Genomic DNA, 24,256 nt, shown 5'->3' with positions numbered 1-24,256 from the left:
TACCCAATTATTAATAGAATGGTATAAAAAGTTTGTAAATCAATTTTATGATTTATGGTTGACTCTGTTAAAAGAAGCGACTATACTTCATTTTTGAAAGGTGAGTAATCACTCACTCACTTAAATGGAACAGAAATAGAGGCGATTGGTAATGAGGAATACACCAGTTATTTCAATGAAAAATGTTGTTAAAAAATTTGATAAGCAAACGGTTTTAAACCATATTTTCTTTGATATTGATCCAGGAGTCATTGTCGGTCTGATTGGGCCATCAGGAGCTGGTAAGTCGACAATCATCAAGGTTGTTTTAGGGATGGAGAAAGTTGACCAAGGGTCTACGACTGTATTCAATCAAACGATGCCTAATCGTAAGTTATTGGGTCAAATTGGGTATATGGCACAGACGGATGCTTTGTATGACGAACTGACCGGACGCGAGAATTTACAATTTTTCGCAGACATGAAAGGAATTGGCCATCTAAAGGCTCAGGAAGAAATTGATCATGTCAGTCAAGTAGTTGATTTAACGGAAGATTTGGATAAACGGGTCAGTGGTTATTCTGGTGGTATGAAACGTCGGTTATCGCTGGCAATTGCGTTGTTAGGTGATGCAAGATTACTTATTTTAGATGAACCAACGGTCGGAATTGATCCCGCTTTGAGAAGAACAATTTGGAGCGAGTTACATCGACTAAGAGATGCGGGCAGAACGATCTTAGTTACGACCCATGTGATGGATGAGGCGGAACTGGTTGACGGAGTAGCGTTACTTTTGGGTGGTCATTTGATGGCTTATAACACACCTAAAGCATTGAAACAACAATATCAAGAAGATACGATTGAAAATGTCTTCTTAAAGGTGGAGAGTGAATATGAAGAGAACGATTGCAATCGCTAAACGAGTTACTTTACAATTATTAAGAGATAAAAGAACCTTAGCTTTAATGTTTTTAGCTCCGATTCTTATATTAACTTTGATGAAACTAGTCTTTACGGCAAACTCCACGACCAATCTCAATCTGGCAACGGTTAATGTCCAAAGCAGCTTGGTCAAACAGATCGATAAAATGGATCATATCAAAACAACTAAGTACACGACGGAAAAACGGGCTCAAAAGGGTCTCAAGGATGAAAAGGTCGATGGGATAATTCGTTATCATAATAATAACTATTACGTCACTTACGCTAATACCGATGCCAGTAAAACTGCTGCTACCAAGGCGGCTTTGAAAACTTCAATTATGGTGACAAATATGCAAGAATTGAAAGGTACTTTAACTAAAATAACAGCACAATTGCCTCAACAGATGCAAGCCACGCTTCCTCAAAAATCTTCAGCAGCGACGATTCACAATCGATATGTTTACGGCAATAGTAAGACTGATTTTTTTGATAAGATGATTCCAATTTTGATGGGCTTTTTCGTCTTCTTCTTTGTTTTCTTGATCTCAGGGATGGCTTTGTTGAGCGAAAGAACTTCCGGAACTTTAGGGCGTCTGTTAGCTACACCAGTTAAACGTTCAGAGATCGTGTTTGGATATATGTTGAGCTATGGCTTTGTGGCCATTTTTCAAACCTTATTGATTGTTTTGTTCACAGTCTATGTTTTAAATGTCGAAGTAGTCGGTAATATTTTGAACGTGTTCGTAGTTAATATTGTTTTAGCGATGGTGGCCTTGGCTTTTGGCATATTGATGTCGACTTTCGCTAAATCAGAATTTCAGATGATGCAGTTCATCCCACTGATCGTCATTCCCCAGATCTTCTTTTCTGGATTAATTCCACTTGATTCAATGGCTCATTGGGTACAAATAGTCGCTTATATCTTGCCATTGAAATATTCTGGTGAAGCTACGACAAGTATTATCATGAACGGGCGGAATCTTCTTCAGGTACTTAATCCCATTTTAGTTTTAGTTTTGTTCGTAATCGTTTTAACGGTACTGAATATTCAAGGGTTGAAACGTTATCGCAAGGTGTAAAAAGGAGTTGATATTTTGGCAGCAGAGGTAATTAAGGAAGACTTTAAAACTTGGGTCGATCAAGCAGATATGCCCAAAGGGAAAAAGCAGGTTGCTTTAGCCGCTATTAAACTGTTCTCAGAAGATGGTTTCGATGGCACTTCGACTAAAGCAATCGCTCAAGAGGCTGGTGTCAGCCAGGCAACGATTTTTAAATATTTTAAAACTAAAGATGACTTGCTCGACTGGATAATTTCACCAATTATGAAAAATATTATTCCAGTCTATGTGAGTGAATTCAAAGATCAATTGTCGAGTGAGCAGCTGGATTTGCAGGCGGTGATCCATTTTATCGTTCGTAATCGTTACCAGTTTTTAATTGATAATAAAGAAATAGCCATCATCGTAATAACTACAATGATGACTAATGAAGATGTAAAGAATCATTTCGTTGAGATGATCAAACAACAGGGCAGCCCAGTTTTTACAGCATTCAGTAAACTTCTGAGTGGGACTGGTGAGGTTAGGTCAGGAATTGATTTTTTGGCCGTGATGCGGATGATCATTTCACAAATTCTGATTTATTTTATTCAAGTTAATAAAATTCTCCCGCAAGTCGATAGCAATCAAGATAAAGACTTGTCGCAAATTGAGGAGTTCATTTACCGATCTATTAAAAAATAAGTTGGTTAATTGTTGTTCAAAAAGTCGATGAACAACTTTTGATAGACTTTGATAAAGTTGAAGTACATAGCCTTATCCAGATTTTCATTAACTTGGTGAGGAGTCATGTTACCGGGACCTGAGATGATGAAGGGGAAGTCTGCTGGTTTATCTTTAACTAAATTTGAAGCATCAGTTACGGCAGTAATTGGTGAAATATGAATCTCATCAGTGGCGTAAGGCTTCAAAAGCTTAGTCATCAATTTAACTAGCTGGTTGTCTGCTTGCATGGATACGGGAACTTCATTCATGTAAACATCCATAGAAACTTTGGCACCATTTTGGTTGAGTTTTTCGATCATAGTGTTAAGTTTGGCAATTACTTTTTGGTTACTGTATTCGGGGATGGTTCTGACATTAACCTCAGCGGTGGCAGATTCTGGAATCGAGTTAACTTGAGTACCACCAGAAATCAACGTTGTATTGAAAGTGAGGGGGCCCATAGCTTGACCTTCAATTTTGTCATCACGGAAGATTTGATTAGCTTCAAGTAGAAGTTCCATCAAAGGATCGATCGCATTGTAGCCATTTTCAGGCATAGAACTGTGACTAGCTTTACCAATCGAGGTAAATTTAATATCCATAGACCCTTTTTCAGCATGACCGATATTGTAACCAGATGGTTCGGCAATTACTAAGCCATCAACATCTTTCATATCACCGTCTTGATAGAAGTAACTAGAACCTTCTTCACCTACTTCTTCGCCCATAGTAGCCATTAAGCGAATCGTACCTTTTTTAGGAAGACCTTGATCGTGTAATTCAATCAAAGTTATCACTAATGCGGCCAAGCCAGACTTCATATCAGTAATACCGCGGCCAAAGAGGGTACCGTCCTTTTCGACCATTTCGAAAGGATCAGTTTGCCAATCGGCTAAATTACCAGGATCAACGACGTCCATATGTCCTGAAACGCCAAGGACTGGTGTTCCAGAACCGATTTCTGCGATAAGATTTGCTCGATTACCGCGAATTGTTTTGATTTCAGACTTGATACCATGTTGGTTTAATAGATCCTGTAGATAAAGTGCAACTTGTTTCTCATGATCATTAACTGATTTAATAGAAATAAGTTGTTTCAAAACCTCAAGTGCTTGTGTTTCGTTGAATACCATAAGCAAGTTCCTCCAATTTGTCTTTATTATTTATGGTAACACGTTCCTTTAAATGCTTGGTGGATAAGATATGCTAAGTATTTTACTAAAGAAGTAACTAATTTTTTTTAGAAACGAGTTGAATGTGAAAATGTCTCAGAATGACCAACCGAAAGTAGCAACAGAGTTTCTGACAACTGCCTCTTTTTTTGATATTTACGATCAAGAGGATTATTTCCTCAATAATAAGCTGCTCAAAGGTGAATTTATTGAAGGAGAAAAAATTCGCCATCCCATTTTTGAACAGGTAGTCTTTGATCATGAAACTTTTAGTAATTGTGATTTTGATAAAATTGAGTTGAGCGATGTGGTTTTCAAAAACTGTGATCTCTCAAACTGCTTATTGACTGAGGCTAGTTTGTTTCGAGTGAAGTTTCAGAATTGCAAAATGATGGGTACTAGTTTAGACCAATCTTATTTTCACAATGTGGAATTTAGTAATTGCTTGATGGATTTGGCTAACTTGAATCAGGCTAATTTCAAGTCAGTTAAGTTCGATGCAACTAGTTTAAAAGATGTCAGTTTTAACGAGAATAAATTACAACGAGTTGTTTTCAATAATTGTGATTTAAACAAAATGCTGATATTACGAACTAAATTAAACGGTATTGATTTTAATAATAGTCATTTTGAGACGATTGAAGTTGATGAAGCGGCAATTAAGGGGCTGAAAGTAAACCCTGAGCAAGCAAACTTTTTGGCCGAGTATTTTTTGGGAGTCAAGGTTAATTATTAACTTTGATTCTTTTTTTGTTTCCTTTAAGTTGACAACTGTAAACTATAAAGCTAAGATAGGCTTTGAAGTTTACAAGTGTAAACGGGAAATGAGGTAAGATTTATGACACGAATAATAGTTTTAATAATTGGTTTAGCATTAATTGGATTCATCTTCTGGTGGTTCTTCGGCAAGCATGAAGTTGCCAGTGCCACAGCTCAAGTTTCCGACAATAGTCAAATGGTCGACGTTGAAGTCAATGGAGGGTACTCTCCCGAAGTAGTGACGCTCAAGAAGGGTGTACCGGCTACACTCAATTTTACGAGAAAAGATGCTTCCAGCTGTTTAGATCGAGTAGTTTTTTCTGATTTTGGAATCAATCAAGAATTGCCACAGAATCAAGCACAAGCTGTCAAAATCGATACGACTAAGCCTGGCGAATATCAATGGGCCTGCGGAATGGATATGTTCCACGGGAAGTTGATTATCAAATAGGTACAGTTAGTTAAAAAGGAGAAGATATTATGACTATCACAAAGCGTTTTTGGATCGCCTTGATCTTTTCTATCCCCATGTTGATAGGAATGATCTTGATGCCCTTTGGGATTATGGTCCCTGGCAGCGAATGGATTCAATTTGTTTTAACGACTATCGTTATGGCAGTGGCGGCTCGCCCCTTTATTCAAAGTGCTTGGGCTTCCTTTAAAAAGCATCATTCAAATATGGATACTTTGGTAGCGATTGGAACAGCCACCGCATATATTTACAGCATTTATGCCATGTTCACTCATCAGGCGGTTTTCTTTGAAAGTGCTGCGTTCGTCATTACTTTTGTTTTGTTAGGACAAGTTTTTGAAGAAAGAATGCGTAACAATGCTTCTAATGCGATTGAGAAATTGGTCGATCTGCAGGCCAAGGACGCTGAAGTTGTTCGTAACGGTGAAATAGTCAAAGTATCCTTAGACCAGATCGTGGTTGGCGATGTGATTCGTGTTAAACCGGGTCAAAAGATTGCGGTTGATGGTGTGATCACTGAGGGTAATTCAACTATTGACGAATCTATGGTCACGGGTGAAAGTATGCCAGTAGCTAAAAAGGCCGGCGATAAGGTCATTGGTTCAACAATGAATAGTGATGGAACTTTTATGTTTAGAGCAGAAAAAGTTGGCTCTGAAACTATGTTGTCACAAATTGTTGAATTGGTTAAAAAAGCTCAAAATAGTCATGCACCAATCCAAAATTTAACTGATAAAGTATCAGAAATCTTCGTACCAGTTGTTTTAATTTTATCGATTTTAACTTTCCTAGTTTGGTATACAATTTTAGGAGTTAGTTTGGCAACCGCCTTGATCTATGCAGTTTCAGTAGTAGTAATCGCCTGTCCTTGTGCATTGGGTCTAGCAACGCCAACAGCTTTGATGGTTGGAACTGGCCGTGGAGCTAAGATGGGTATTTTGATCAAAAATGGTGAAGTCTTAGAAGAAGTTAATGACGTTAAAACAGTTGTTTTCGATAAGACAGGTACAATTACTAAAGGTAAGCCAGAAGTGACTGACATTGTTGGCGCTGAAAAACAAGTATTGGCAATTGCATCCGCCCTAGAAGAATCTTCAGAACATCCCTTGGCTAAAGCAATTCTCAATCGAGCTAAGGATCTTGATCTTTCAGCACAAACGGTCACTGACTTTAAGGCACTGGAAGGTAAAGGTGTTGCTGCCTTGGTTGACGGACAGTCTGCCTTTGTTGGTAATGAGAAATTATTAGCTTACAATCGGATCGACTCAAAGTTACAAAATGAAATGGTTCGTTTGCAAAATGAAGCCAAAACGGTAGTTTTCGTTGGTTTAAATCAAAAAGTTATCGGCTTAATCGCTATTCAAGATGCACCTAAGGAAACTTCCACAGAAGCAATTGCAATGTTAAAGGCACGTGGTTTGAGAACGGTAATGTTAACCGGGGATAATCAAAGAGTTGCTCAAGCAATCGCCCAAGAAGTTGGTATCGACGAAGTGATTGCCGATGTTTTACCTGCTGATAAGGCTGACCATGTTCAAGCATTGCAGAAAAAAGGTAAGGTAGCCTTTGTGGGCGATGGTATCAATGATGCCCCCGCATTGACTGTAGCTGATGTTGGGATTGCCATGGGTTCAGGAACCGATATTGCAATCGAATCTGGCGGAATCGTTTTGATGAGAAATGATTTGCGTGACGTATCCAGAGCCTTGGAATTGAGCCGAAAGACCTTTAATCGGATCAAGCTTAATTTATTCTGGGCTTTTATCTACAACGTGTTAGGTATTCCGGTTGCGGCAGGACTATTCTTTACTCTGGGATTAACCTTGAGCCCCGAACTGGCAGGATTAGCAATGGCCTTTAGTTCATTGTCAGTCGTAACTAGTTCAGTCTTGTTGAATAAAACTAAAATTTCTAATACCGCTCAATTAGCGTAGAAATTCATCTATCAAAGCAAAAGGACCTTGATTCAAGTAGAATCAAGGTCCTTTTACACCATCGTGATGAAAATTCAATTCAAGCGAATTTTAATTTCTGTTTTTGAAAATAAAGAATTTAGATAGGACATAATTACCAACGATAGCTAAGATTTGACCGACGATTTTTGATCCAGTACCATTGGCGCTCAATAAGGAAATACCGATCCATAAAGTAGCCGACTCGATCAAGAAAGTCAGGATTCTGGTACCATAAAAAGCAATCATTTCCATGAGGGCAGCTTTTGACTTGTGACGGAAGACAATAATCCGGTCAACCCAAAAACCAACCTGAACCCCTAAGAACCAAGCTACGACATTGGCGAATTGATAGTTAAGATGTAGTGCGTGATAAAGTAGGAAAAAAGTTCCGAAGTTGACAACAACTGAAAGCAATCCCCAAAGTAGGTAACGAACAGCCTCTTTACCAGTACTATCTTCAATTACAGGTTCTTCCTCCGAATTGAAGACCGTTCCAGCATCGTTGATACCTTCTGAAACTTCATCGATTGCTTTGTCTAACGGAGTTTCTTCATTTAATTCAGTTTTCTTATTCATAATATCTACTTCTCCCAAAATTAAAACCTATGACTAATATTAAACCTTTTTCTGCAACAGGGAACAAATCTGCTGATTATAATTTATGGAAAAATATTCACTACTACATATAGTATGAGAATTATTGCTCTAACACAATATGTTCCATGTGAAACAAATTAGGATTTTTACAGTAAGTCTATTGCCAATAATTGGAAAAAACGTTTGATAATATTAAACTTTAGTTAATATGGTATATTTAAAACGTTTATTAGAATAATAGGGGGTCAATGCTTATGGGGCTCATGTTATCAACTTTAATTCTAACGTTGGCAGCAGCACTTAGTATCTCTTTGTCACAAGTATTTCCTAAAATATCGGTCAGCTATATCAGTTTGATTATTGGGGCAGTTGTATGCTTGATTCCAGCTATTAGCAGTCATGTTGAGAACTTCAATTCGGATATTTTTATCAGCATGATCGTTGCACCGCTGCTTTTCTTTGAAGGACAATCGACCCAACTCAACTTAGTGGGGAAAGAATTTAAACACATTGTCCAAATGACAGTCTTTCAGGTTCTTCTATGTTTGATTTTTGCGGGATTTGGCATCTGGATTTTTGCGGGGATCAGTTTGCCCCTAGCATTTATTTTGGCGGCTATCAGTACCCCAACTGATGCTACGGCTTTGGAGTCAGTCACTAATGGCTTGAAGATGCCCAAGAGTGAAGGCACTTATTTAAAAATGGAATCTTTATTCAATGACGCTTCGGGTATTATTTTATTGAATATGGCGACCTTGTGGTATATCAACGGTTATATCAACTACAGCGAAACGATTCTGAATTTCTTGATTTCTGCCGGTGGAGGAGTCGTACTGGGGTTTGTCTTAGGTTGGTTGATGGTATTATTCCGTCAAACCTTGATCCGGACATCTTTTAATTCAAAAAATGCTCAAGTGATTGTCTATGTGCTTGAACCATTCATCATTTATTATTTGGCTGAGGCGGTGCAGGTTTCGGGAATCATTGCCGTTGTCTGTGCTGGCTTGATTCACAATGCTGAAACTCAACGTAGCAAGTTGACTAATGCTCCTCAAGTACATTTTGGAGTAGATATCCAAGATATGATCACAGAGGTTTTTAACAGTGTGGTCTTTATCATTCTAGGTTTCATGTTTACGAAGATCATTGTTGATGAAAAAATAACGGTTCATTCGTTATCGTGGTTATTGATTGGAACGGTATTATATCTAGTCAATGTCTTAATGAGATATTTGTATAGTCGCCTGCGCCTGCAATTTAAAAAACGGTCAGCGGGGATTTTTGCTTTAGGTGGCGTGCATGGTGCAGTTACTTTAGCCTTGGCTTATACGCTTGCCGAAGAACATGTGAAAAATTCTGATTTTAGTCTAGTTTTGATGTCGGAAAGCTTCTTGATTATTTTGAGTTTGATTGTACCAACGATTGTTTTTCAATTTGTTTTGAAAAATGATGTGCCTGATGCTGAAGTCAAAAAAGAAGTCGATCAGTTGCGAGTCAATATGGTTCGTCATGCTATCACGGCGGTCAATAAGATGTATTTACCAGACAACGTTAAGCAATCGGTAGTCTTTGACTTGATGGCTCAAAAGCAGCGAACTCGAACGAGAGATTTTGTTAAAGCTTGGTTGGATGTAGTCAAACATCCCGAATTTACTGGTGCTGAAAAAGAACTAGAAATGCGGGCTTTCATGAATGCTCTGAGTGAGGAGAGACAATATTTGGATATGGTTTCTCAAAGTGAAGTCAAATACCAAGATTATGTTTTTGATTTATATAACGAGGTTTTGATGGCTGAATCGATGGTCATTGGACCAACTGTTTCGGAAGATAATGAGTAAAAATTAAAAAAATTCGCTGATTCTAATTTAGAATTAGCGAATTTTTTTTAAGTATTTTTTTGGAAGCGTGTCAATCTTACAAAACTGTCACATGGCGCTAACGGTTTGGTAATGGTGTCGAAGATTGATTTACTTTTATTTTTGCTTCCTTAATAATGGAAATGTTAATTAATCTTAGAGGTGAAATCGATGCAAAATATTACACCGTACAATAGTCCTCATTATTTCATTTATTTACTATTGCTATTGTTACCGATCATGCTGGGCTTGTGGTTCGGCAGACGTTTTAAAATCTATGATGCGTTTGCGACTATCGTAATCCTGATCGTAACTTTTTTTGGCGGCAATATGTCACAAGGCCTTTCGCTGATAGCTTACGTGCTATTTGAAATAATATTGACGTTTAGCTACTTAGCTTATCGAAAGAAACACAATAATTTTTGGGTCTTTACGTTGAGCGTCGTACTGGCCATCGTACCATTAGTTTTCGTTAAACTGGATCCTTTGATTCAGAATAAAACCATTTCCTTATTTGCTTTTTTGGGAATCAGTTACTTAACTTTCAAGTCTGTGGAAATCATTATGGAGATTCGTGATGGTGTCATCAAAGATATTAAGCCATTTGAATTTGTCAGATTCTTGCTCTTTTTCCCCACGATTTCATCAGGACCAATCGACCGTTTTCGTCGTTTTCAAAAAGATGTTTTAAATGTCCCCAGTCGCGAAGAATATTTGAAGTTATTGCAAAGTGGAACTAATAAATTGATGCAAGGCTTGCTTTATAAATTCATTATTGGCTATTTCTTTGGCTCGTTAATGGTACCGAAATTGCAAGTATTGGTTTTGTCATATAGAGGACAAACGCCACTGGGTTTATCTTGGGCATTAGTAGCGTATATGTATGCCTGGAGTATGTATTTATTCTTTGACTTTGCTGGCTATTCACTATTTGCGGTGGCTATTAGTAACTTCATGGGTGTTAAAACGCCGATGAACTTCAAAGCTCCCTTTAAATCGAAAAATATTAAAGACTTTTGGAATCGGTGGCATATTACCTTGTCATTTTGGTTCAGAGATTATATTTATATGCGTTTGATGTTCACAGTTATCAAGCATAAGTGGATCAAGAATAAAGTTACCATCGCCAATTTAGGTTATATTACGCTATTTTTGATTATGGGATTTTGGCATGGAGAGACTTGGTATTACATTGTTTACGGTATCTTTCATGCTTGTGCAATGATCACCAATGACGCTTGGTTGCGTTTCAAAAAACATCATCGTCAAAGTATCCCCAGCAATAAATTCACCCAAGCATTTGCTATCTTTTTGACCTTCAATATCGTGTGTTTCAGTTTTCTGATTTTTTCAGGAATTTTAGATAAATTATGGTTTAGTTAGGATTAAGTTATGAAGAAGAAATTATGGATGATTTTTGGCCCCGTTATTGTGGCTCTGGTAGCCTTGATGATTTTATTGTGGGCACCGATCAAATTTAAAACTGTTACTCCTCAAAAGGTGAGACAAGCTGCGACCTCACTTGATGTTCGGGTTCTTAAAGGTGAGGATGTGAAGAATGCGGCGGTAAAAGGGCACTATATCCCAATTATGGGTTCCTCTGAATTATCACGAATGGACCCGTTTCATCCTTCGTCAATTGCTCGTAAATATCACTGGAAAAACCAGCCGTTTCTTTTAGGAGATCCTGGTACAGCCTCGTTGACACATGCATTCAGTGTGGGAGGGATGACTAGTTTGAAAGGAAATAAAGCTGTTTATGTCATTTCACCACAGTGGTTTAGCAAGTCAGGCGTTCCTGCTACTGCCTTTCAATATTTTTTGTCACCTTTACAATTGTCGGGCTTTATTTTGAAGTCTAATCATGGCGATAAAGCGATGAATAAATATATTGCGCAACGAGCGATTGATTTGGGCGTTAGTGAAGGAACGACTGAAGATGAAGCTTTGGAAAGAATTGCAGCGGGAAAAAATATTACTAGCTATCAACGGTTTTATATTAAGCATATTTCCCGAGCTAATTTACAGAGTCAAGACAACCTCTTTGGGTCGCTTTCAATGAATGACCATGAAAAGAAGATCCAAAAAGCCAACTCCAAATTGCCTGCAACTTATAATTATAAAAAATTGAATCAGTTGGCAATCAAAATGGCAAAAAAAGATTCATCTGATAACGATTATCAAATAAATAATAAATTTTATAATCACCAATTGCGCAAACAAATGATGAAATATCGAAATGCTCATGCCCACGTCACTTATACCCGTTCGCCAGAGTATAATGATTTTCAAGCACTCTTATATATGTTTGCTCAAAATAAGACCGAAGTTATGTTTGTCATTCAACCGATCAATCCTTATTGGGTCAAATATACCGGCTTACCTATGAGTTCAATTACTAACTTTGATAAGAAGATCAAGTATCAATTGCGTTCACAAGGCTTCAATCAAATCGTTGACCTTTCCAACGTGAAAAACACTAATTACATCGCTGAAGATACGATTCACATGGGCTGGCGTGGCTGGTTGATGATGGACCGTCATTTGAAAAATTATTACAAGGACAAAAAAGCTGATCCAAAACAGACCCAATATAAAATGAATAGTTATTTCCTAACTAAGCAATGGGCTAACGATAATCAATTCAGTAAGTAGTAAAATAGCGTCATCAAAAATCATTAGATTCTTGATGACGCTATTTTTACCGTTCTACAACCGTTACAGCGACCGTATCACCAACACCCTTATTCAATTGTTGACGAATGGCCTTTAAAATTCCCAAAATATAACAAATACTACCGTCTTCGTGTTTAACACCCATATTGACGATTGAGCCATCATAAGCTATTCCATCAAAAGTGGCATGAACCTTTACGCGGCCTTTGCCAAATTCCTTACGGATATCATAAGGAAATTCGACGTAAGCGCCGCCTTTACCAACTTTTGAAGCTTGGATCGTGGCCTTAAATTCGTAAGTTTTCATCTTGAGCTCCTTATTTTTGAACTAATTAGTTTTAATTATGGATAGCTTACGCTTATACTGTCTTTAGTACAATATGAATTTGGAGGAAGAGCCCATCAAAAAGAAAACTTTGCGCCAACAACAAATTAAACAATTGCAAGCTGATCAGCTGAAAACTAGAGCCGAAGGGGTGCAATTATTGCAACAACTGCAAGAGACTTCTGAATGGAAGTTGGCTCAATCAATTGCGACAACTGTTAGTGCTCCATTTGAGGTTCCCACAACGCCAATTATTAAAGCTGCTCAAGCCGAGGGTAAAAAAGTTTATTTACCAAAGACAATGCCTCACCGTCAGATGGCTTTTCTTCCTTTCACTAGTAGCGAAGATTTAGTCAGAAGTAGCTTTGGTATTTTAGAACCAGTTTATAACGAAGAATTGGTCAACCAAACACCTGATTTAGTCATTGTTCCTGGTTTAGCTTTTGCAAAAAATTCAAATTATCGAGTCGGTTTCGGTGGCGGATACTACGACCGTTTCTTAGCAGAATATACTGGCAAAACTGTTGCCTTGGTACCTTCGGCAATGAATTTTGAGGCAGCGGACTGGGAGATTCAAGACTACGATATTAAGATACAACGATTGATCGTCATTGATGATAATGAGGGTTAAATAGGTGAGAAAACTACTGGAATATCCTTAGATAGCTCGTTTATTTAAATCCTGTAATTGATGTGGATACTGGTAAGCAGTTCTATTATTATGAGAATGTCATTAGATTGCGTAGCAATGATGAAATTGATGCCTCTAATATAAAATCTATTAGGATTGATAAAGGGGATGCTATCGTTGAGATGTATGATAAACAAAAGGCGCTGGCAACACTATTAAAGTATTCAAATATGTATAGTGATACAGAGCAAGAAAGTATTAACGTTGTTATAATTGAGCTATAGCTCAAAGGTATATCATTTTGGTATGGTTTTAGGCAAACAAAAAAGAGGGATGCTCGAACATCCCTTAGATAGCCCGTTTAAGACGGTGGCTACTTAAGTTTTAATAATAGTTCAAATAACCGTTAACTCAGCCAAAAGTTAGGACGGTTATTTTCTACCATTAGTCAAGAGGGAACCTGATATTATTGGGTTCTCTTTTTGAATATTCTGATTATAGGCAAGAGTCAGAGGATCCTAGTCAATGAATTTTCAAAATTAAAGTAAGCTAAATACCACCTCATACATCATATTTTTTTATGAGGTGGTAAAATCATAAATGAGAGATGATTAATGTTCGGCGAGGAACATTTTTGTATCATACATCTCATTATTTAACACTAGATGATACATCGTCCGTATAAGGTGATGCATAGCTGAAATGGCAATCTTCTTGGTTCCTTTGGAACCGGAAGATTGTTTTTTCGTTATAGGACAAACTAATGTTAGTGGGAGTGTGTGTTGAGGCGGAGATTATATTCAATACAGCTTTATAAAGTATCTTTCGTGCATAAGAATTACCGCGCTTTCGGATATGGTCTCCAGCAGTATAATTACCTGATTCACAATAGATCAAATCAATGCCAACATAAGCGTTGATTGCATTAGAACTATAGAATCTTCTGATGTCTCTCCATTCAGCAGTCAGACAGACCGCTGTCTTAAGGCCAATACCTGGAATGCTTGTGAGTACTTCTATTTCAGGCAGATTTTTGGAAAGTTCTGCCATTTCATCGATCAATTGTATTTTTTCTGTCAAAAGTGACAGAATTATCCCTACAAGTGGGTGCAGTCTAAAGCACCAAAATTGGCGCTTGTTGTCTCAAAAAAATTTGGCATCCAAACAGAAAGAATTGTTCAATCAGATACGCTTTAATTCAAAATACTGTAACAAGTGATCTAATGATGTTAGTATAATCACTTACAAAAAAAGAAAAAAGCCACCACAATAAATGTAGTAGCTTACTCGCCTGCCAGTAATATTCATTTTTAAATTGACTACAAAATTGACTACCAAAACGATAATTTAATCTGGTACTTAAAATTAATTAAAAGTAATAAAAAACCAGTTACATCAATGCTTTTAAGCATTAAACATAACTGGTTAAGTGTTGTAAAATGGGTGGTCGGGGGATCGAACCCCGGACCCACGGATTAAGAGTCCGTTGCTCTGCCAGCTGAGCTAACCACCCATGTGTCTTGCGTTGATTGCGTATCTCTCTCAACCAACGAGATATATCATACCATAAGCTCCAAATTTGTGACAAGTCTTTTTTTTAAAAAATTTCAAAAAAATTAAGGTGCTTTTATGGTCTTTTTGTTTTAATAACTAATAACTTGTATAATATTCACGTCAAGGAGATAAATTATATGGCTAAAAAAATTCTAGTAGTAGATGATGAAAAACCGATTTCCGACATTGTTAAATATAACTTGGAAAATGAAGGCTACGAAGTCATAACTGCTTTTGATGGACAAGAAGCTTTAGATAAGGTAGAAGAAGATGATCCTGATCTAATTCTACTTGATTTAATGCTTCCAGTTATTGACGGTCTTGAAGTGGCTCGAACTATCAGAAAAACTAAAGATACCCCAATTATTATGTTGACAGCTAAAGATACTGAAATTGATAAAGTAATTGGCTTGGAACTTGGAGCAGATGACTATGTAACCAAACCATTCTCCAATCGAGAACTGGTTGCTCGTGTGAAAGCACGTTTGAGAACACAAACCCATGCTCACAGCGAAGAGGCCAAGAGTAGTGAAATTAAGATTGGTGATTTAACCATTCTCCCAGATGCTTATACTGTCACTAAAAATGGTAAGGAAATTGAATTAACTCATCGTGAGTTTGAACTATTGCATTATTTGGCTCAACATATTGGGCAAGTAATGAAGCGGGAACATTTGTTACAAACTGTTTGGGGATACGATTATTTTGGAGACGTTAGAACTGTCGATGTGACGGTCAGACGTTTGCGTGAAAAAATCGAAAATAATCCTAGTCAACCAGAATGGTTAATGACACGGCGTGGCGTTGGCTATTATTTGCGTGACCCTGATGGCGAGTAATTTTTGAATGTTTGAGCTGAAAAACAAAATATGAAATCTCAAAAAACTGACCTTAGAATTGAAAAGAAGTCAGTTTTTTTGTTATCTTCATAGCTGTATAATGTAACTAAGTCTGTACTATATTAGGTGGAAATATTTTGAAAAATAGATTTGTCTTTATACATTCGATCAATTTCAAAATCGGTTTGTCGTTTATTTTGATCTTGATCGTTACTATTGAAATCATTGGTGCCTATTTTGTTCGTCAATTGGAAGACCAAAATGTTGCCAATTTTGAAAATTCAGTTGTCGTACCTTCGTATACGCTGAATCAGATTTCTGAAAATTTAACTGATAATGATCAGCACACTAGGGAAAATATCAGCAATGCGATTCAAGATTATTCACGAGTCAGCACCGACATTACCGATGTCCAAGTCGTTGACCGCAGTGGCATCATTGTTGGAGCCAAAGATTCTGAGGGGAACAATATTGTAGGTACGCAGACTCTGAAGGATAATATCAAGCAAAGTATCCGTAATGATAAGAAGATCACTCAGATCTATTATGAAAAAAATAGTGGTAGTTCTTACGAATCGATCGTACCGGTTACTTCGCCTGATAACAGTACGGTTGTTGGGGTTATATATGTTCGGGCAAGTATGGAATCAGTTTATACCGGGATCAATAATATTATTTTGATCTTTTTGACGGCTTCCTTAGTTGCTGGACTCTTGGGAGCAATCATTGCGATTTTCATTTCTAGAGCGATCACCCGACCAATCGATGAAATGAAACAGCAGGCGGTTCGAATGGCTGAAGGTGACTATTCCGGACAAGTTAGGGTTTATTCACCGGATGAATTAGGACAGCTAGCTATGGCGGTCAATGACCTGTCAGTCAAAGTTGAAGAGGCGACGGAAAATTCCGAATCTGAGCGGCGAAGACTAGATAGCGTTTTGACACAAATGTCTGATGGTGTTATTGCGACGAACCGTTTGGGCAATATTACCGTTATCAATGAAATGGCTCAAGAATTCTTGGAAAAGGATGAAGATGAAGCAATTGGGCAACCGTTAGTGGACGTTTTAGGAATCGCTGATCGAATCAGCTTTGATGATTTATTGGAAAGTCCTGATCCAATGGTAATTGAAACCAATGATGATACCGCTGAGGACTATGATGAAACTTCTGATAACTCGTTGATTTTAAACGCTGATTTCTCGCTGATTCAAAGAAACAGTGGCTTTATCAGTGGTATGGTTTGTGTTCTGCACGATGTGACTGAACAGCAAAAGATTGATAGCGAACGTCGTCAATTCGTTTCCAATGTTTCGCATGAATTGAGAACACCGTTGACCAGTATCAGTAGCTATATCGATGCATTGAATAACGGTGCTTGGAAAGATCAAAAGTTAGCGCCACAATTTTTAGGCGTTACAGCGGAAGAAACGGATCGGATGATTCGAATGATTCAAGACCTTTTGAGCTTATCTCGAATGGATCAAGGCCGTTCAAAGTTAGATAAAGAATTAGTTAATTTCAATGAGTTCTTCTCTTATATTTTGGATCGTTTTGATATGATGCTTAAAAAGGAAAAAGCTGATGCTAAAGAAGATGATACGAAAGTGGTTAAAAACTATCGTATCAAGCGGATTTTCACCAGCAAGGACCTTTGGGTCGAAATTGATACTGATAAAATGACCCAAGTGATCGATAATATTATGAACAATGCGATCAAGTATTCTCCCGATGGTGGGGTGATTACTTGTCGTCTTTTGGAAACTAATAAACATATCATTATTAGTATTTCTGATGAAGGTTTAGGTATTCCTCGTAAAGATATCAAGAAAGTCTTTGACCGTTTCTATCGAGTTGATAAAGCTCGTTCCAGAAAACAAGGTGGTACCGGTTTAGGACTATCTATTTCTAAGGAAATCGTGGAACAGCACAAAGGTAGAATTTGGGTCAATAGTGCCGAAGGTAAGGGATCAACATTCTACATTTCCTTGCCATTCGATCCTAACGAAACAGGAGGAGAATGGGATGAAGATTAATCGTCTGATTGTCGAATTATTATTAGTTATCGCAGTAATAACGAGTATTGTCTTATCCTTCTTTATTTGGACTAATACAGCCCGTTATCAAAGAGGACGAAACATTGATGTGACCACTGCAGAATCAAGTAAAAATGAAATTCCTATGAATCAAGTTATCAGTCCCACTTCTGTAATTTGGCATGATGAAACTGATCAAAACTTGATATACAACAGTAACGAAAATATTTCCTTAAGTATTCAAAAAATCATGGGTGACTGGAAGATCGGCACCCCCAAGCTAGTTTCTAAAAAAGATGGGGCATACTACCAAAAGATTATTCAAGGCAAGAACATGTTGCAGCTAGCTTATCCAACGTCCATTACAGTCAATAGCTTTGGTTACTTGTTGAATAATAATAGTTTGAAAGATAGTAAAACTAATTATCTCAATCACAATTTCAATCGCATCTTGTTTAACTTAAAAGATAAAAAAGATACCAATATTTATTTAGCTAATGATAGTAACTATGCGGTTTACAAAGCTAAAGTAAGAAATGCCTCGGCAATTCCAATCGCTAATTTGGTCAAAAAAGCGAATATTCATTTGAAAATCAAACTAGACATCATGAAACATGGAGTTTTTGTCTCGTACGTCGATCCAATCAAATTGAAGTCTTATTCTTATGTCATCAGTGGTAAAGAAGATGGTGAATATACGACTACTTTATTTGACTCCAACACCAATGGTTTAGTAACATCTGAAAATAATGGAGTTTATACTTATAACTATGGTGAATCCAAACGTTTAGTATCGGATCATAATACTGATGAATTGATATTTGATGATTACACTGATACAGCAGTTCCCAAGACTCAATTAGGCTTTTTACAACGGGGTTATCAAAAGGTTGTTAATCTTCAAAATTCAATTTCTAATTTACGTCTCTATGACGCTAATTGGGACGATAAGAGCTTAGTTTTCAGAGAGTATGTCGAAGGGTTCCCAATCTTTAAAAAGAGTCAGTTTGGCTCCATACAGGTTAAATTCAGTCGAAAAGGCAGTACGGAACATTTCTTGAATAAAGTCTTAGAAGTTCCAGTACCTTCAAATCAAGCTGCCACGAAATTGAAGTCAACTAATTCAATTTTTAAAGGTTTACAACGGGCTGGTTATTCACCAAATGATGTCCAAGATATCGAAGTAGGTTATGAATGGGAGTCGGAGACAGACAATGAAAAAGTTGTTGATCTCAAACCTACTTATTACATTAAGATCGGTGGTCACTGGAAGTCATATAACGAGTGGACAAATGAAAGTGCGGAGGAAGATTAGATGGATTTTAGAAGAATCGAAGTAATTTTTTTAATAGTATTTTTCTCGCTCGATATCTTTTTATTCTTGTCATTTCTCACCAGTCAGCAATTAGTCAACAGTTCCAGTACTAATACCTCGACCGTCACCGAAATGCGTAAGCGTAATATCAGTTTTAGCAATCTGGATACCAAGCATGGTTATGCTTATTATTTAGGTTCCCAGCCGGATGAATCTTTGGCAGAAAATGTTCAGAAATTACGTAATCAAAAAGTCGAATATTCGGATGTCAATCATGAAATTTCAAGTAGTTTAAATGAGCCTTTTACAGTTACAAAAAATAATCGTAAGAAAATTTTGGATAAGTTTATAAAAAAAGAGAGCAATGTTTTGTTTGGCAAAGAGTATAAATATTCGCCGCAACTCTCAACGTCCTCTTCAATAATCTATGTAGGAACTGGATCATTGGGGGATGTCTATGACAAAACAGACCAGCTTATTTTTAACGTTTCAGGTGGAGAAGTGGTAGGTTATAGTCAGACGTATGTTAAGTCAATGATCATTCTTCACGAAAGACAGACGATCAAGAGTGAAAAGGATGTCGTGACGAATCTTTATGCTAATTCCGAGATACCTAATAATTCGAAGATTGCATATGCAAACTTAGCCTATACGAAGTTGCTTGAAGCTAAAGATAGTACGATCTATATTCCAGTTTGGTTCGTTACGATCAGGAATAGAGATAGCAAGGTTTCTACAACTAAGAAAGTTAATGCCTTTACCGGCAATATTATAAAGAGTTCAACAAACGGAGATAATTATAGTGCCCAATGATGATAGTTTAAAAATTAGTGTTTTAGCCAGCAGCAGTTCTGGCAATGCGACTTACATTGAAACCCCTAAGCATCGTGTATTAGTAGATGCAGGCCTTTCAGGGATCAAGATCAAACGGGCGATGGAGAGTATCGGTAAAGATATTACGACCGTTGATTCATTATTTGTTACCCATGAACATACTGATCATATTAAAGGTGTCGGGGTATTGGCACGGCGTTATGGCCTCAGTATTTATGCTAATCAAAAGACTTGGGAAGCGATGCTGCCTAAGATTGGTAAAATCTCAGAGGACCAGATAAATGTCTTTAACCACAATAAAGTTATGTCGTTGGATGATTTAGATGTAGAGAGTTTTGCGGTCTCACACGATGCTGTTGATCCACAGTTTTATAAGTTTTATCATAATGGCAAAGAATTCGTGATTTTGACTGATACAGGCTATGTTTCTGAGCGGGTCCAAAAGACGATTGAGAATGCTGATGGTTATTTGATGGAATGCAATCATGATGTCGAGATGTTGCGGGAAGGCTTTTATCCTTGGCCTTTGAAACAGCGTATTCTCAGTGAAAAAGGCCACCTATCTAATGAAGACGGTGCCCATACGCTGATGGATGTGATTGGCAATCATACTAAACAGATCTTTTTAGGTCATCTGAGTCAGGAAAATAATACCAAGGCTGCAGCACGTGACGAGGTTACTCAGGTTTTAGAGGATCATGATTTTGGCGTCGGCCAAGACTTTAAAGTCCACGATACAGATCCAGCTGTGGCAGACCCTCTGATTGCGTTATAAAAGAAACAATTTAATCATAAGTCGTTCATAATTTTTTCATAAATCAACTGTATTATTATAATTAGTAAAATGTGGGGAAGTGAAAATGTATGAATAATGATAATAACGACAAAAACGAGTCAAGAGTTGAAGAAAAGAAACGTGGTTCGAATAGAAATTCGGGTAATAATTCTTTGCTTAAGACTGGTATCGTAGCCTTTATTTCCGCCGCTTTAGGTGTGGTAATCGCTTTTGTTGGTTTTACATATTTCGGCAATAATGCTTCTGATACAGCTAGTGTGGGCAATACTGCAGGTAGTGCTCAAGTTAGCAACACGAAGGTAAATACCACTAGTACAATGTCAGGAGCCTACAAGAAGGTTAATGGAGCTGTTGTTTCGGTAATTAATTTACAAAAACAAAAGGAACAGAGTTCTAGTGACGAAAGTCTCTCATCGATCTTTGGTGATTTGTTTGGTGACAGTGGTTCATCAAGCGATTCCGGTTCAGAAACTCAAGGACAAGCTGATGAAAATGGAGATAGCAGCAGTTCTTCTAATTCCAACTCCAGTTCTTCTAACAGCAATTTGCAAGAGTACAGTGAAGGGTCTGGAGTGATTTATGCCAAACAAAATGGTAAAGGTTATATCGTAACTAATAATCACGTGGTTGCGGGCTCTGATTCACTTGAAATCATCTTGGAAGATGGTACGAAAGTTTCGGCAAAATTAATCGGAACTGATTCAACCACTGACTTGGCTGTGCTTGAAATTCCTGGCAGCAAAGTACCAGCCACAGCCTCATTTGGTAACTCAGACAACGTTTCACCTGGTGACCCTGTAATTGCTATCGGTTCGCCTCTAGGTAGCGAATACGCTACGACAGTTACCCAAGGTATTATCTCTGCTACGAATAGAACCGTAACTACCCAAGACCAGACAACAGGGCAAGCTACTGGTGAAGCAACAGTTCTGCAAACTGATGCGGCAATTAATCCTGGTAACTCTGGTGGACCTTTAGTTAATGCTGCTGGTCAAATCGTAGGTATTAATTCAATGAAATTAGCTTCAAGCACTGACGGTTCATCTGTTGAAGGCATGGGCTTTGCTATTCCAAGTAACGAAGTAGTCAAGATCATCAATCAACTAGTTGCCAATGGTAAAGTTGAGCGTCCATCGCTTGGTATTAAAGTCTTAGACCTTGATCAAATTACTGATGATTCTCAATCGAGCTTGAAACTACCAAGTAGTGTTACTAAGGGTGTAGTAGTTTACAGCACAACTTCAGGATCAGTTGCTAAGGCAGCCGGAATGAAGAAGTACGATGTAATCGTTAAGTTAGGAAACAAGACGGTAACTTCAGTTGCAGACTTACACACAGCCTTGTACTCACATTCAGTTGGTGATACTGTTTCGATCGAGTATTACAGAAACGGCAAGCTAAAGACTGCGAAAGTACACTTAACTAAGAAAACAACCGATTAAGTAAATAATTAGCGTGAAACCAATAAATCTTGGTTTCACGCTTTTTTTTGAACATTTTTCTTATATTGGAATATTTATTTCGACTTTTCAGAAAACTAATCAACAGGAGTTATCCACAATTGTTAATAACTTGTGCATAAGTAGCAAAAATCAGGAAAAACTCTTGTAGAAAAGTTATCCACAGTTTTACCCACAGCTGTGGATAGAAAATTATCGTCATACGGGCACTGCTATAAAATGTAGTTATACCAAGGATAATTGATGTTTCACAAAAACGGACAAACTTTTATTTTATTGTGTAAAAAGCATTTGTCATGATAATTCGGTTTTAAATTAAATTTGGCATTCTTAAAAGACTTTCGTATGATATAAATCGAGGAGAATTTTAGATTATGAATATTAAAGTTGTTACTGTAGGTAAATTGAAAGAAAAATATTTTAAGGCGGGGATTGCCGAATATGCCAAGCGGTTAGGCGCTTTTTGCAAGTTTCAAATCGTCGAGTGTCCCGACGAAAAGGCACCGGAGAGCTTAAGTGAAGCTCAAGACCAAAGGGTGAAACAAATTGAAGGGGAACGAATATTAAGTAAAATCAAGGATAAGGAATATGTGATTTTACTAGATTTACGTGGAAAAGAACTTACATCAGAAGAATTAGCCAAAAAAATTGACGACTTATCCACATATGGCACTTCCGATATCACTTTTGTCATCGGAGGGTCACTGGGAGTCAGCCCGGAAGTTACCAAACGAGCTGATTATAGTATTTGTTTCGGTAAGTTTACGTTGCCACATCAATTGATGCGCTTAGTTCTAACTGAACAAATTTATCGCTCTTTCATGATTATCAATCATCGCACGTATCACAAATGAAATGTAAAACTTTGATAAATTTTTGACCGTTAGCTATTATTTGAATTCCATATCAATTAAACTGAGTATGTTAATTAGTGTGATCAAATTTATGTGGAGATGTAAATAATGACTAAAAAAAATAATATTCTTGTTGCCTCAGCTGTTGCCATCATGTTGGCACCAGCCGCTTTAAGTGCTCTACCTAGTCAAACGGTTAGTGCAAGTGCTGTCGGAACGGTAACTAATGCTACACCTGTCTATAATGCCAATGGGAAAGTTACTGGCGTTACCTTACCAAGTGGAAGTAAATGGCAATTAGGCCAACAAATCACTTTAAATGGAGTAGCCCACTATCAAATTGGTGGAAATGAATATATTCCTGCTTCATCAGTAAGTAATGTTATCGGGTCAGCTAATCCCGAAGATACTACTCACACAAATGATCACTACGTGACTGACAATTCTGATGCCGGAAAAACTGTTACAGCTAAGCAAACTTTGGATATTGTTGATGCTTATGGCAATACCACAGGTAGAACATTACCTGCTGGCAGTCGTTGGGTAATAGGAAATGTTTTGCACGCCAACAAACAGGTCTACTATCAAGTTGGGACAAACGAATATATCAGTACGCTTGACGTCACCCTAGATGGTGAGAATACTACTGATACAAGTACTTCAGTATCAACTGATAGTAACTCCGGTAAAATTGCTACGATCAATCAAACTGCCAATGTTTATAACGATAATGGTGCTGCTACAGGCTATGTTCTTCGTCAAGGTAGCCAATGGAAAATCGGCCAAGTAATGAAAAAGAACGGTTTAACGTTATATCAAGTTGGTAATAACGAATGGATCTCTCTAAACGATATTACTATTACTGCTACGACTGATGTTTCCGGTAATGGCAGTTACATTACGACTGGCTCAACTGTTGCTGGAAAAGTTGGTACGATGAATACAGCCGCAAATATTGTTAATGGTCACGGCGATCAGATTGGTACACAATTGCCAGCTGGCAGCAAATGGACACTTGGTACTGAAGAATTACATTATGATAAACAAGTTTTCTATCAAGTTGCCACAGATGAATTCGTCTCAGACGCTTATATAACAGTTGATGACACTGCAAGTAATAATACTAATACCAACACTAATAGTGGCATTCCACTTCCTGGTAATGGATTAATTGGAACTACTACCGTTGCTCAAAAAACTTACAATACTGAAACCAACGCTTATGATTTATCATTACCAGCTAATTCAGCATGGAAGATCGATAAACTAGTTGTTAATAAATATGGTTCATATTGGGGCGAGATTGGAACCAACCAATGGGTCTGGATCTCAAGTGTCAGATTGAATAGTGGTTTGAATTTGAAAAACAATTCCTATTACGAACCTGACTTTGCAACCAACATTAATAAATAAATCCAATAAAAAATACTTCATAATTGTTAAGTTTCTCGCCTAACAA

General features: G+C 37.5%; 23 protein-coding genes and 1 tRNA gene. 19 read left to right on the top strand and 5 right to left on the bottom strand.

Annotated elements, in window-relative coordinates:
• Positions 1 to 151: 151 nt before the first annotated feature.
• The 3 genes from ACG72T_RS01210 to ACG72T_RS01200 are packed head-to-tail and all read left to right on the top strand — an operon-like array spanning position 152 to position 2,645.
• Positions 152 to 898 carry an ABC transporter ATP-binding protein gene (locus tag ACG72T_RS01210; RefSeq protein WP_395264115.1) on the top strand — a complete coding sequence of 249 codons (747 nt, stop codon included), beginning with the start codon at positions 152 to 154 and terminating at the stop codon, positions 896 to 898.
• The gene (locus ACG72T_RS01205; protein WP_395264114.1) at positions 873 to 1,982 is read left to right on the top strand and encodes an ABC transporter permease; all 1,110 of its coding nucleotides are present in this window, start codon (positions 873 to 875) and stop codon (positions 1,980 to 1,982) included. The genes ACG72T_RS01210 and ACG72T_RS01205 overlap by 26 nt, the downstream gene beginning before the upstream one ends.
• A gap of 15 nt (positions 1,983 to 1,997) precedes the next feature.
• The gene (locus ACG72T_RS01200) at positions 1,998 to 2,645 is read left to right on the top strand and encodes a TetR/AcrR family transcriptional regulator (RefSeq protein WP_395264113.1); all 648 of its coding nucleotides are present in this window, start codon (positions 1,998 to 2,000) and stop codon (positions 2,643 to 2,645) included.
• Between the two features lie 5 nt (positions 2,646 to 2,650).
• On the opposite strand, the gene ACG72T_RS01195 is transcribed toward ACG72T_RS01200, so the two are convergent.
• Entirely contained in the window at positions 2,651 to 3,799 is a 1,149-nt protein-coding gene (locus ACG72T_RS01195) for an ArgE/DapE family deacylase (RefSeq protein ID WP_395264112.1), read from the bottom strand.
• Positions 3,800 to 3,929: 130 nt separating this feature from the next.
• On the opposite strand from ACG72T_RS01195, the gene ACG72T_RS01190 reads away from it, so the two are divergent.
• The 3 genes from ACG72T_RS01190 (at position 3,930) to ACG72T_RS01180 (ending at position 7,003) form a co-directional block, all read left to right on the top strand.
• Positions 3,930 to 4,574: a pentapeptide repeat-containing protein gene (locus ACG72T_RS01190; protein WP_395264111.1), complete on the top strand. Its 645-nt coding sequence runs from the start codon at positions 3,930 to 3,932 to the stop codon at positions 4,572 to 4,574.
• Between the two features lie 102 nt (positions 4,575 to 4,676).
• On the top strand, positions 4,677 to 5,048 hold the full coding sequence (locus ACG72T_RS01185) for a cupredoxin domain-containing protein (RefSeq protein WP_395264110.1): 372 nt from the start codon (positions 4,677 to 4,679) through the stop codon (positions 5,046 to 5,048).
• Positions 5,049 to 5,077: 29 nt separating this feature from the next.
• Positions 5,078 to 7,003 carry a copper-translocating P-type ATPase gene (locus ACG72T_RS01180; protein ID WP_395264109.1) on the top strand — a complete coding sequence of 642 codons (1,926 nt, stop codon included), beginning with the start codon at positions 5,078 to 5,080 and terminating at the stop codon, positions 7,001 to 7,003.
• A 90-nt stretch (positions 7,004 to 7,093) separates the two neighbouring features.
• Here ACG72T_RS01180 and ACG72T_RS01175 read toward each other — a convergent pair whose 3' ends face one another.
• Positions 7,094 to 7,600: a GtrA family protein gene (locus ACG72T_RS01175; protein WP_395264108.1), complete on the bottom strand. Its 507-nt coding sequence runs from the start codon at positions 7,598 to 7,600 to the stop codon at positions 7,094 to 7,096.
• A 275-nt stretch (positions 7,601 to 7,875) separates the two neighbouring features.
• Here ACG72T_RS01175 and ACG72T_RS01170 point away from each other — a divergent pair, with 275 nt between their 5' ends.
• From ACG72T_RS01170 to dltD, 3 genes are all read left to right on the top strand, one after another.
• Positions 7,876 to 9,459, top strand: coding sequence for a cation:proton antiporter (locus ACG72T_RS01170; protein ID WP_395264107.1), 1,584 nt, complete (start codon positions 7,876 to 7,878; stop codon positions 9,457 to 9,459).
• A 189-nt stretch (positions 9,460 to 9,648) separates the two neighbouring features.
• Positions 9,649 to 10,860, top strand: coding sequence for a D-alanyl-lipoteichoic acid biosynthesis protein DltB (dltB, locus tag ACG72T_RS01165; RefSeq protein ID WP_395264106.1), 1,212 nt, complete (start codon positions 9,649 to 9,651; stop codon positions 10,858 to 10,860).
• 9 nt (positions 10,861 to 10,869) lie between these two features.
• Positions 10,870 to 12,132 (top strand): D-alanyl-lipoteichoic acid biosynthesis protein DltD, encoded by a 1,263-nt coding sequence (gene dltD, locus ACG72T_RS01160; RefSeq protein ID WP_395264105.1) that lies wholly within the window; start codon positions 10,870 to 10,872, stop codon positions 12,130 to 12,132.
• Between the two features lie 46 nt (positions 12,133 to 12,178).
• On the opposite strand, the gene ACG72T_RS01155 is transcribed toward dltD, so the two are convergent.
• Positions 12,179 to 12,460 (bottom strand): DUF1905 domain-containing protein, encoded by a 282-nt coding sequence (locus ACG72T_RS01155; RefSeq protein ID WP_395264104.1) that lies wholly within the window; start codon positions 12,458 to 12,460, stop codon positions 12,179 to 12,181.
• A gap of 73 nt (positions 12,461 to 12,533) precedes the next feature.
• Between ACG72T_RS01155 and ACG72T_RS01150 the strand changes: the two genes are divergently transcribed.
• A complete protein-coding gene (locus tag ACG72T_RS01150; RefSeq protein ID WP_395264103.1) occupies positions 12,534 to 13,109 on the top strand; it encodes a 5-formyltetrahydrofolate cyclo-ligase in 576 nt (191 codons plus the stop codon).
• A gap of 62 nt (positions 13,110 to 13,171) precedes the next feature.
• Entirely contained in the window at positions 13,172 to 13,393 is a 222-nt protein-coding gene (locus tag ACG72T_RS01145; RefSeq protein WP_395264102.1) for a hypothetical protein, read from the top strand.
• 367 nt (positions 13,394 to 13,760) lie between these two features.
• On the opposite strand, the gene ACG72T_RS01140 is transcribed toward ACG72T_RS01145, so the two are convergent.
• Together ACG72T_RS01140 and ACG72T_RS01135 are read right to left on the bottom strand one after the other, a co-directional pair.
• The gene (locus ACG72T_RS01140) at positions 13,761 to 14,189 is read right to left on the bottom strand and encodes a transposase (protein ID WP_395264101.1); all 429 of its coding nucleotides are present in this window, start codon (positions 14,187 to 14,189) and stop codon (positions 13,761 to 13,763) included.
• Positions 14,190 to 14,549: 360 nt separating this feature from the next.
• A tRNA-Lys gene (locus tag ACG72T_RS01135) sits at positions 14,550 to 14,622 on the bottom strand.
• A 178-nt stretch (positions 14,623 to 14,800) separates the two neighbouring features.
• On the opposite strand from ACG72T_RS01135, the gene yycF reads away from it, so the two are divergent.
• The 8 genes from yycF to ACG72T_RS01095 all read left to right on the top strand — a co-directional run bounded on the left by yycF (position 14,801) and on the right by ACG72T_RS01095 (position 24,210).
• Positions 14,801 to 15,502: a response regulator YycF gene (gene yycF / locus ACG72T_RS01130; RefSeq protein WP_395264100.1), complete on the top strand. Its 702-nt coding sequence runs from the start codon at positions 14,801 to 14,803 to the stop codon at positions 15,500 to 15,502.
• Between the two features lie 137 nt (positions 15,503 to 15,639).
• Complete coding sequence (gene walK / locus ACG72T_RS01125; protein ID WP_395264099.1) at positions 15,640 to 17,538, top strand: cell wall metabolism sensor histidine kinase WalK; 1,899 nt, start codon at positions 15,640 to 15,642, stop codon at positions 17,536 to 17,538.
• Positions 17,528 to 18,853 (top strand): YycH family regulatory protein, encoded by a 1,326-nt coding sequence (locus tag ACG72T_RS01120; RefSeq protein WP_395264098.1) that lies wholly within the window; start codon positions 17,528 to 17,530, stop codon positions 18,851 to 18,853. Before walK ends, ACG72T_RS01120 begins: the two co-directional genes overlap by 11 nt.
• A complete protein-coding gene (locus tag ACG72T_RS01115; RefSeq protein WP_395264097.1) occupies positions 18,854 to 19,666 on the top strand; it encodes a two-component system regulatory protein YycI in 813 nt (270 codons plus the stop codon).
• Positions 19,647 to 20,462, top strand: coding sequence for an MBL fold metallo-hydrolase (locus ACG72T_RS01110; protein WP_395264171.1), 816 nt, complete (start codon positions 19,647 to 19,649; stop codon positions 20,460 to 20,462). Before ACG72T_RS01115 ends, ACG72T_RS01110 begins: the two co-directional genes overlap by 20 nt.
• 89 nt (positions 20,463 to 20,551) lie before the next feature.
• Entirely contained in the window at positions 20,552 to 21,925 is a 1,374-nt protein-coding gene (locus ACG72T_RS01105; RefSeq protein WP_395264096.1) for a S1C family serine protease, read from the top strand.
• Positions 21,926 to 22,317: 392 nt separating this feature from the next.
• Positions 22,318 to 22,797 (top strand): 23S rRNA (pseudouridine(1915)-N(3))-methyltransferase RlmH, encoded by a 480-nt coding sequence (rlmH, locus tag ACG72T_RS01100; RefSeq protein ID WP_395264095.1) that lies wholly within the window; start codon positions 22,318 to 22,320, stop codon positions 22,795 to 22,797.
• 108 nt (positions 22,798 to 22,905) lie between these two features.
• Positions 22,906 to 24,210: an SLAP domain-containing protein gene (locus ACG72T_RS01095; protein WP_395264094.1), complete on the top strand. Its 1,305-nt coding sequence runs from the start codon at positions 22,906 to 22,908 to the stop codon at positions 24,208 to 24,210.
• Positions 24,211 to 24,256: the final 46 nt, after the last annotated feature.

Origin of the sequence: Companilactobacillus sp. FL22-1 (assembly GCF_043951805.1) — a bacterium.
In the GTDB taxonomy this organism is placed as follows: Bacteria; Bacillota; Bacilli; order Lactobacillales; family Lactobacillaceae; genus Companilactobacillus.
This window is presented reverse-complemented; position numbering and strand designations above follow the sequence as displayed.

Coding starts and splice junctions, on each gene's coding strand:
- ACG72T_RS01095 (WP_395264094.1), top strand. CDS start 22,906: ATGACTAAAAAAAATAATATTCTTGTTGCCTCAGCTGTTGCCATCATG.
- ACG72T_RS01175 (WP_395264108.1), bottom strand. CDS start 7,600: ATGAATAAGAAAACTGAATTAAATGAAGAAACTCCGTTAGACAAAGCA.
- rlmH (WP_395264095.1), top strand. CDS start 22,318: ATGAATATTAAAGTTGTTACTGTAGGTAAATTGAAAGAAAAATATTTT.
- ACG72T_RS01185 (WP_395264110.1), top strand. CDS start 4,677: ATGACACGAATAATAGTTTTAATAATTGGTTTAGCATTAATTGGATTC.
- dltB (WP_395264106.1), top strand. CDS start 9,649: ATGCAAAATATTACACCGTACAATAGTCCTCATTATTTCATTTATTTA.
- ACG72T_RS01105 (WP_395264096.1), top strand. CDS start 20,552: ATGAATAATGATAATAACGACAAAAACGAGTCAAGAGTTGAAGAAAAG.
- ACG72T_RS01115 (WP_395264097.1), top strand. CDS start 18,854: ATGGATTTTAGAAGAATCGAAGTAATTTTTTTAATAGTATTTTTCTCG.
- ACG72T_RS01180 (WP_395264109.1), top strand. CDS start 5,078: ATGACTATCACAAAGCGTTTTTGGATCGCCTTGATCTTTTCTATCCCC.
- ACG72T_RS01155 (WP_395264104.1), bottom strand. CDS start 12,460: ATGAAAACTTACGAATTTAAGGCCACGATCCAAGCTTCAAAAGTTGGT.
- ACG72T_RS01190 (WP_395264111.1), top strand. CDS start 3,930: ATGTCTCAGAATGACCAACCGAAAGTAGCAACAGAGTTTCTGACAACT.
- yycF (WP_395264100.1), top strand. CDS start 14,801: ATGGCTAAAAAAATTCTAGTAGTAGATGATGAAAAACCGATTTCCGAC.
- dltD (WP_395264105.1), top strand. CDS start 10,870: ATGAAGAAGAAATTATGGATGATTTTTGGCCCCGTTATTGTGGCTCTG.
- ACG72T_RS01150 (WP_395264103.1), top strand. CDS start 12,534: ATGAATTTGGAGGAAGAGCCCATCAAAAAGAAAACTTTGCGCCAACAA.
- ACG72T_RS01210 (WP_395264115.1), top strand. CDS start 152: ATGAGGAATACACCAGTTATTTCAATGAAAAATGTTGTTAAAAAATTT.
- ACG72T_RS01120 (WP_395264098.1), top strand. CDS start 17,528: ATGAAGATTAATCGTCTGATTGTCGAATTATTATTAGTTATCGCAGTA.
- ACG72T_RS01170 (WP_395264107.1), top strand. CDS start 7,876: ATGGGGCTCATGTTATCAACTTTAATTCTAACGTTGGCAGCAGCACTT.
- ACG72T_RS01195 (WP_395264112.1), bottom strand. CDS start 3,799: ATGGTATTCAACGAAACACAAGCACTTGAGGTTTTGAAACAACTTATT.
- ACG72T_RS01205 (WP_395264114.1), top strand. CDS start 873: ATGAAGAGAACGATTGCAATCGCTAAACGAGTTACTTTACAATTATTA.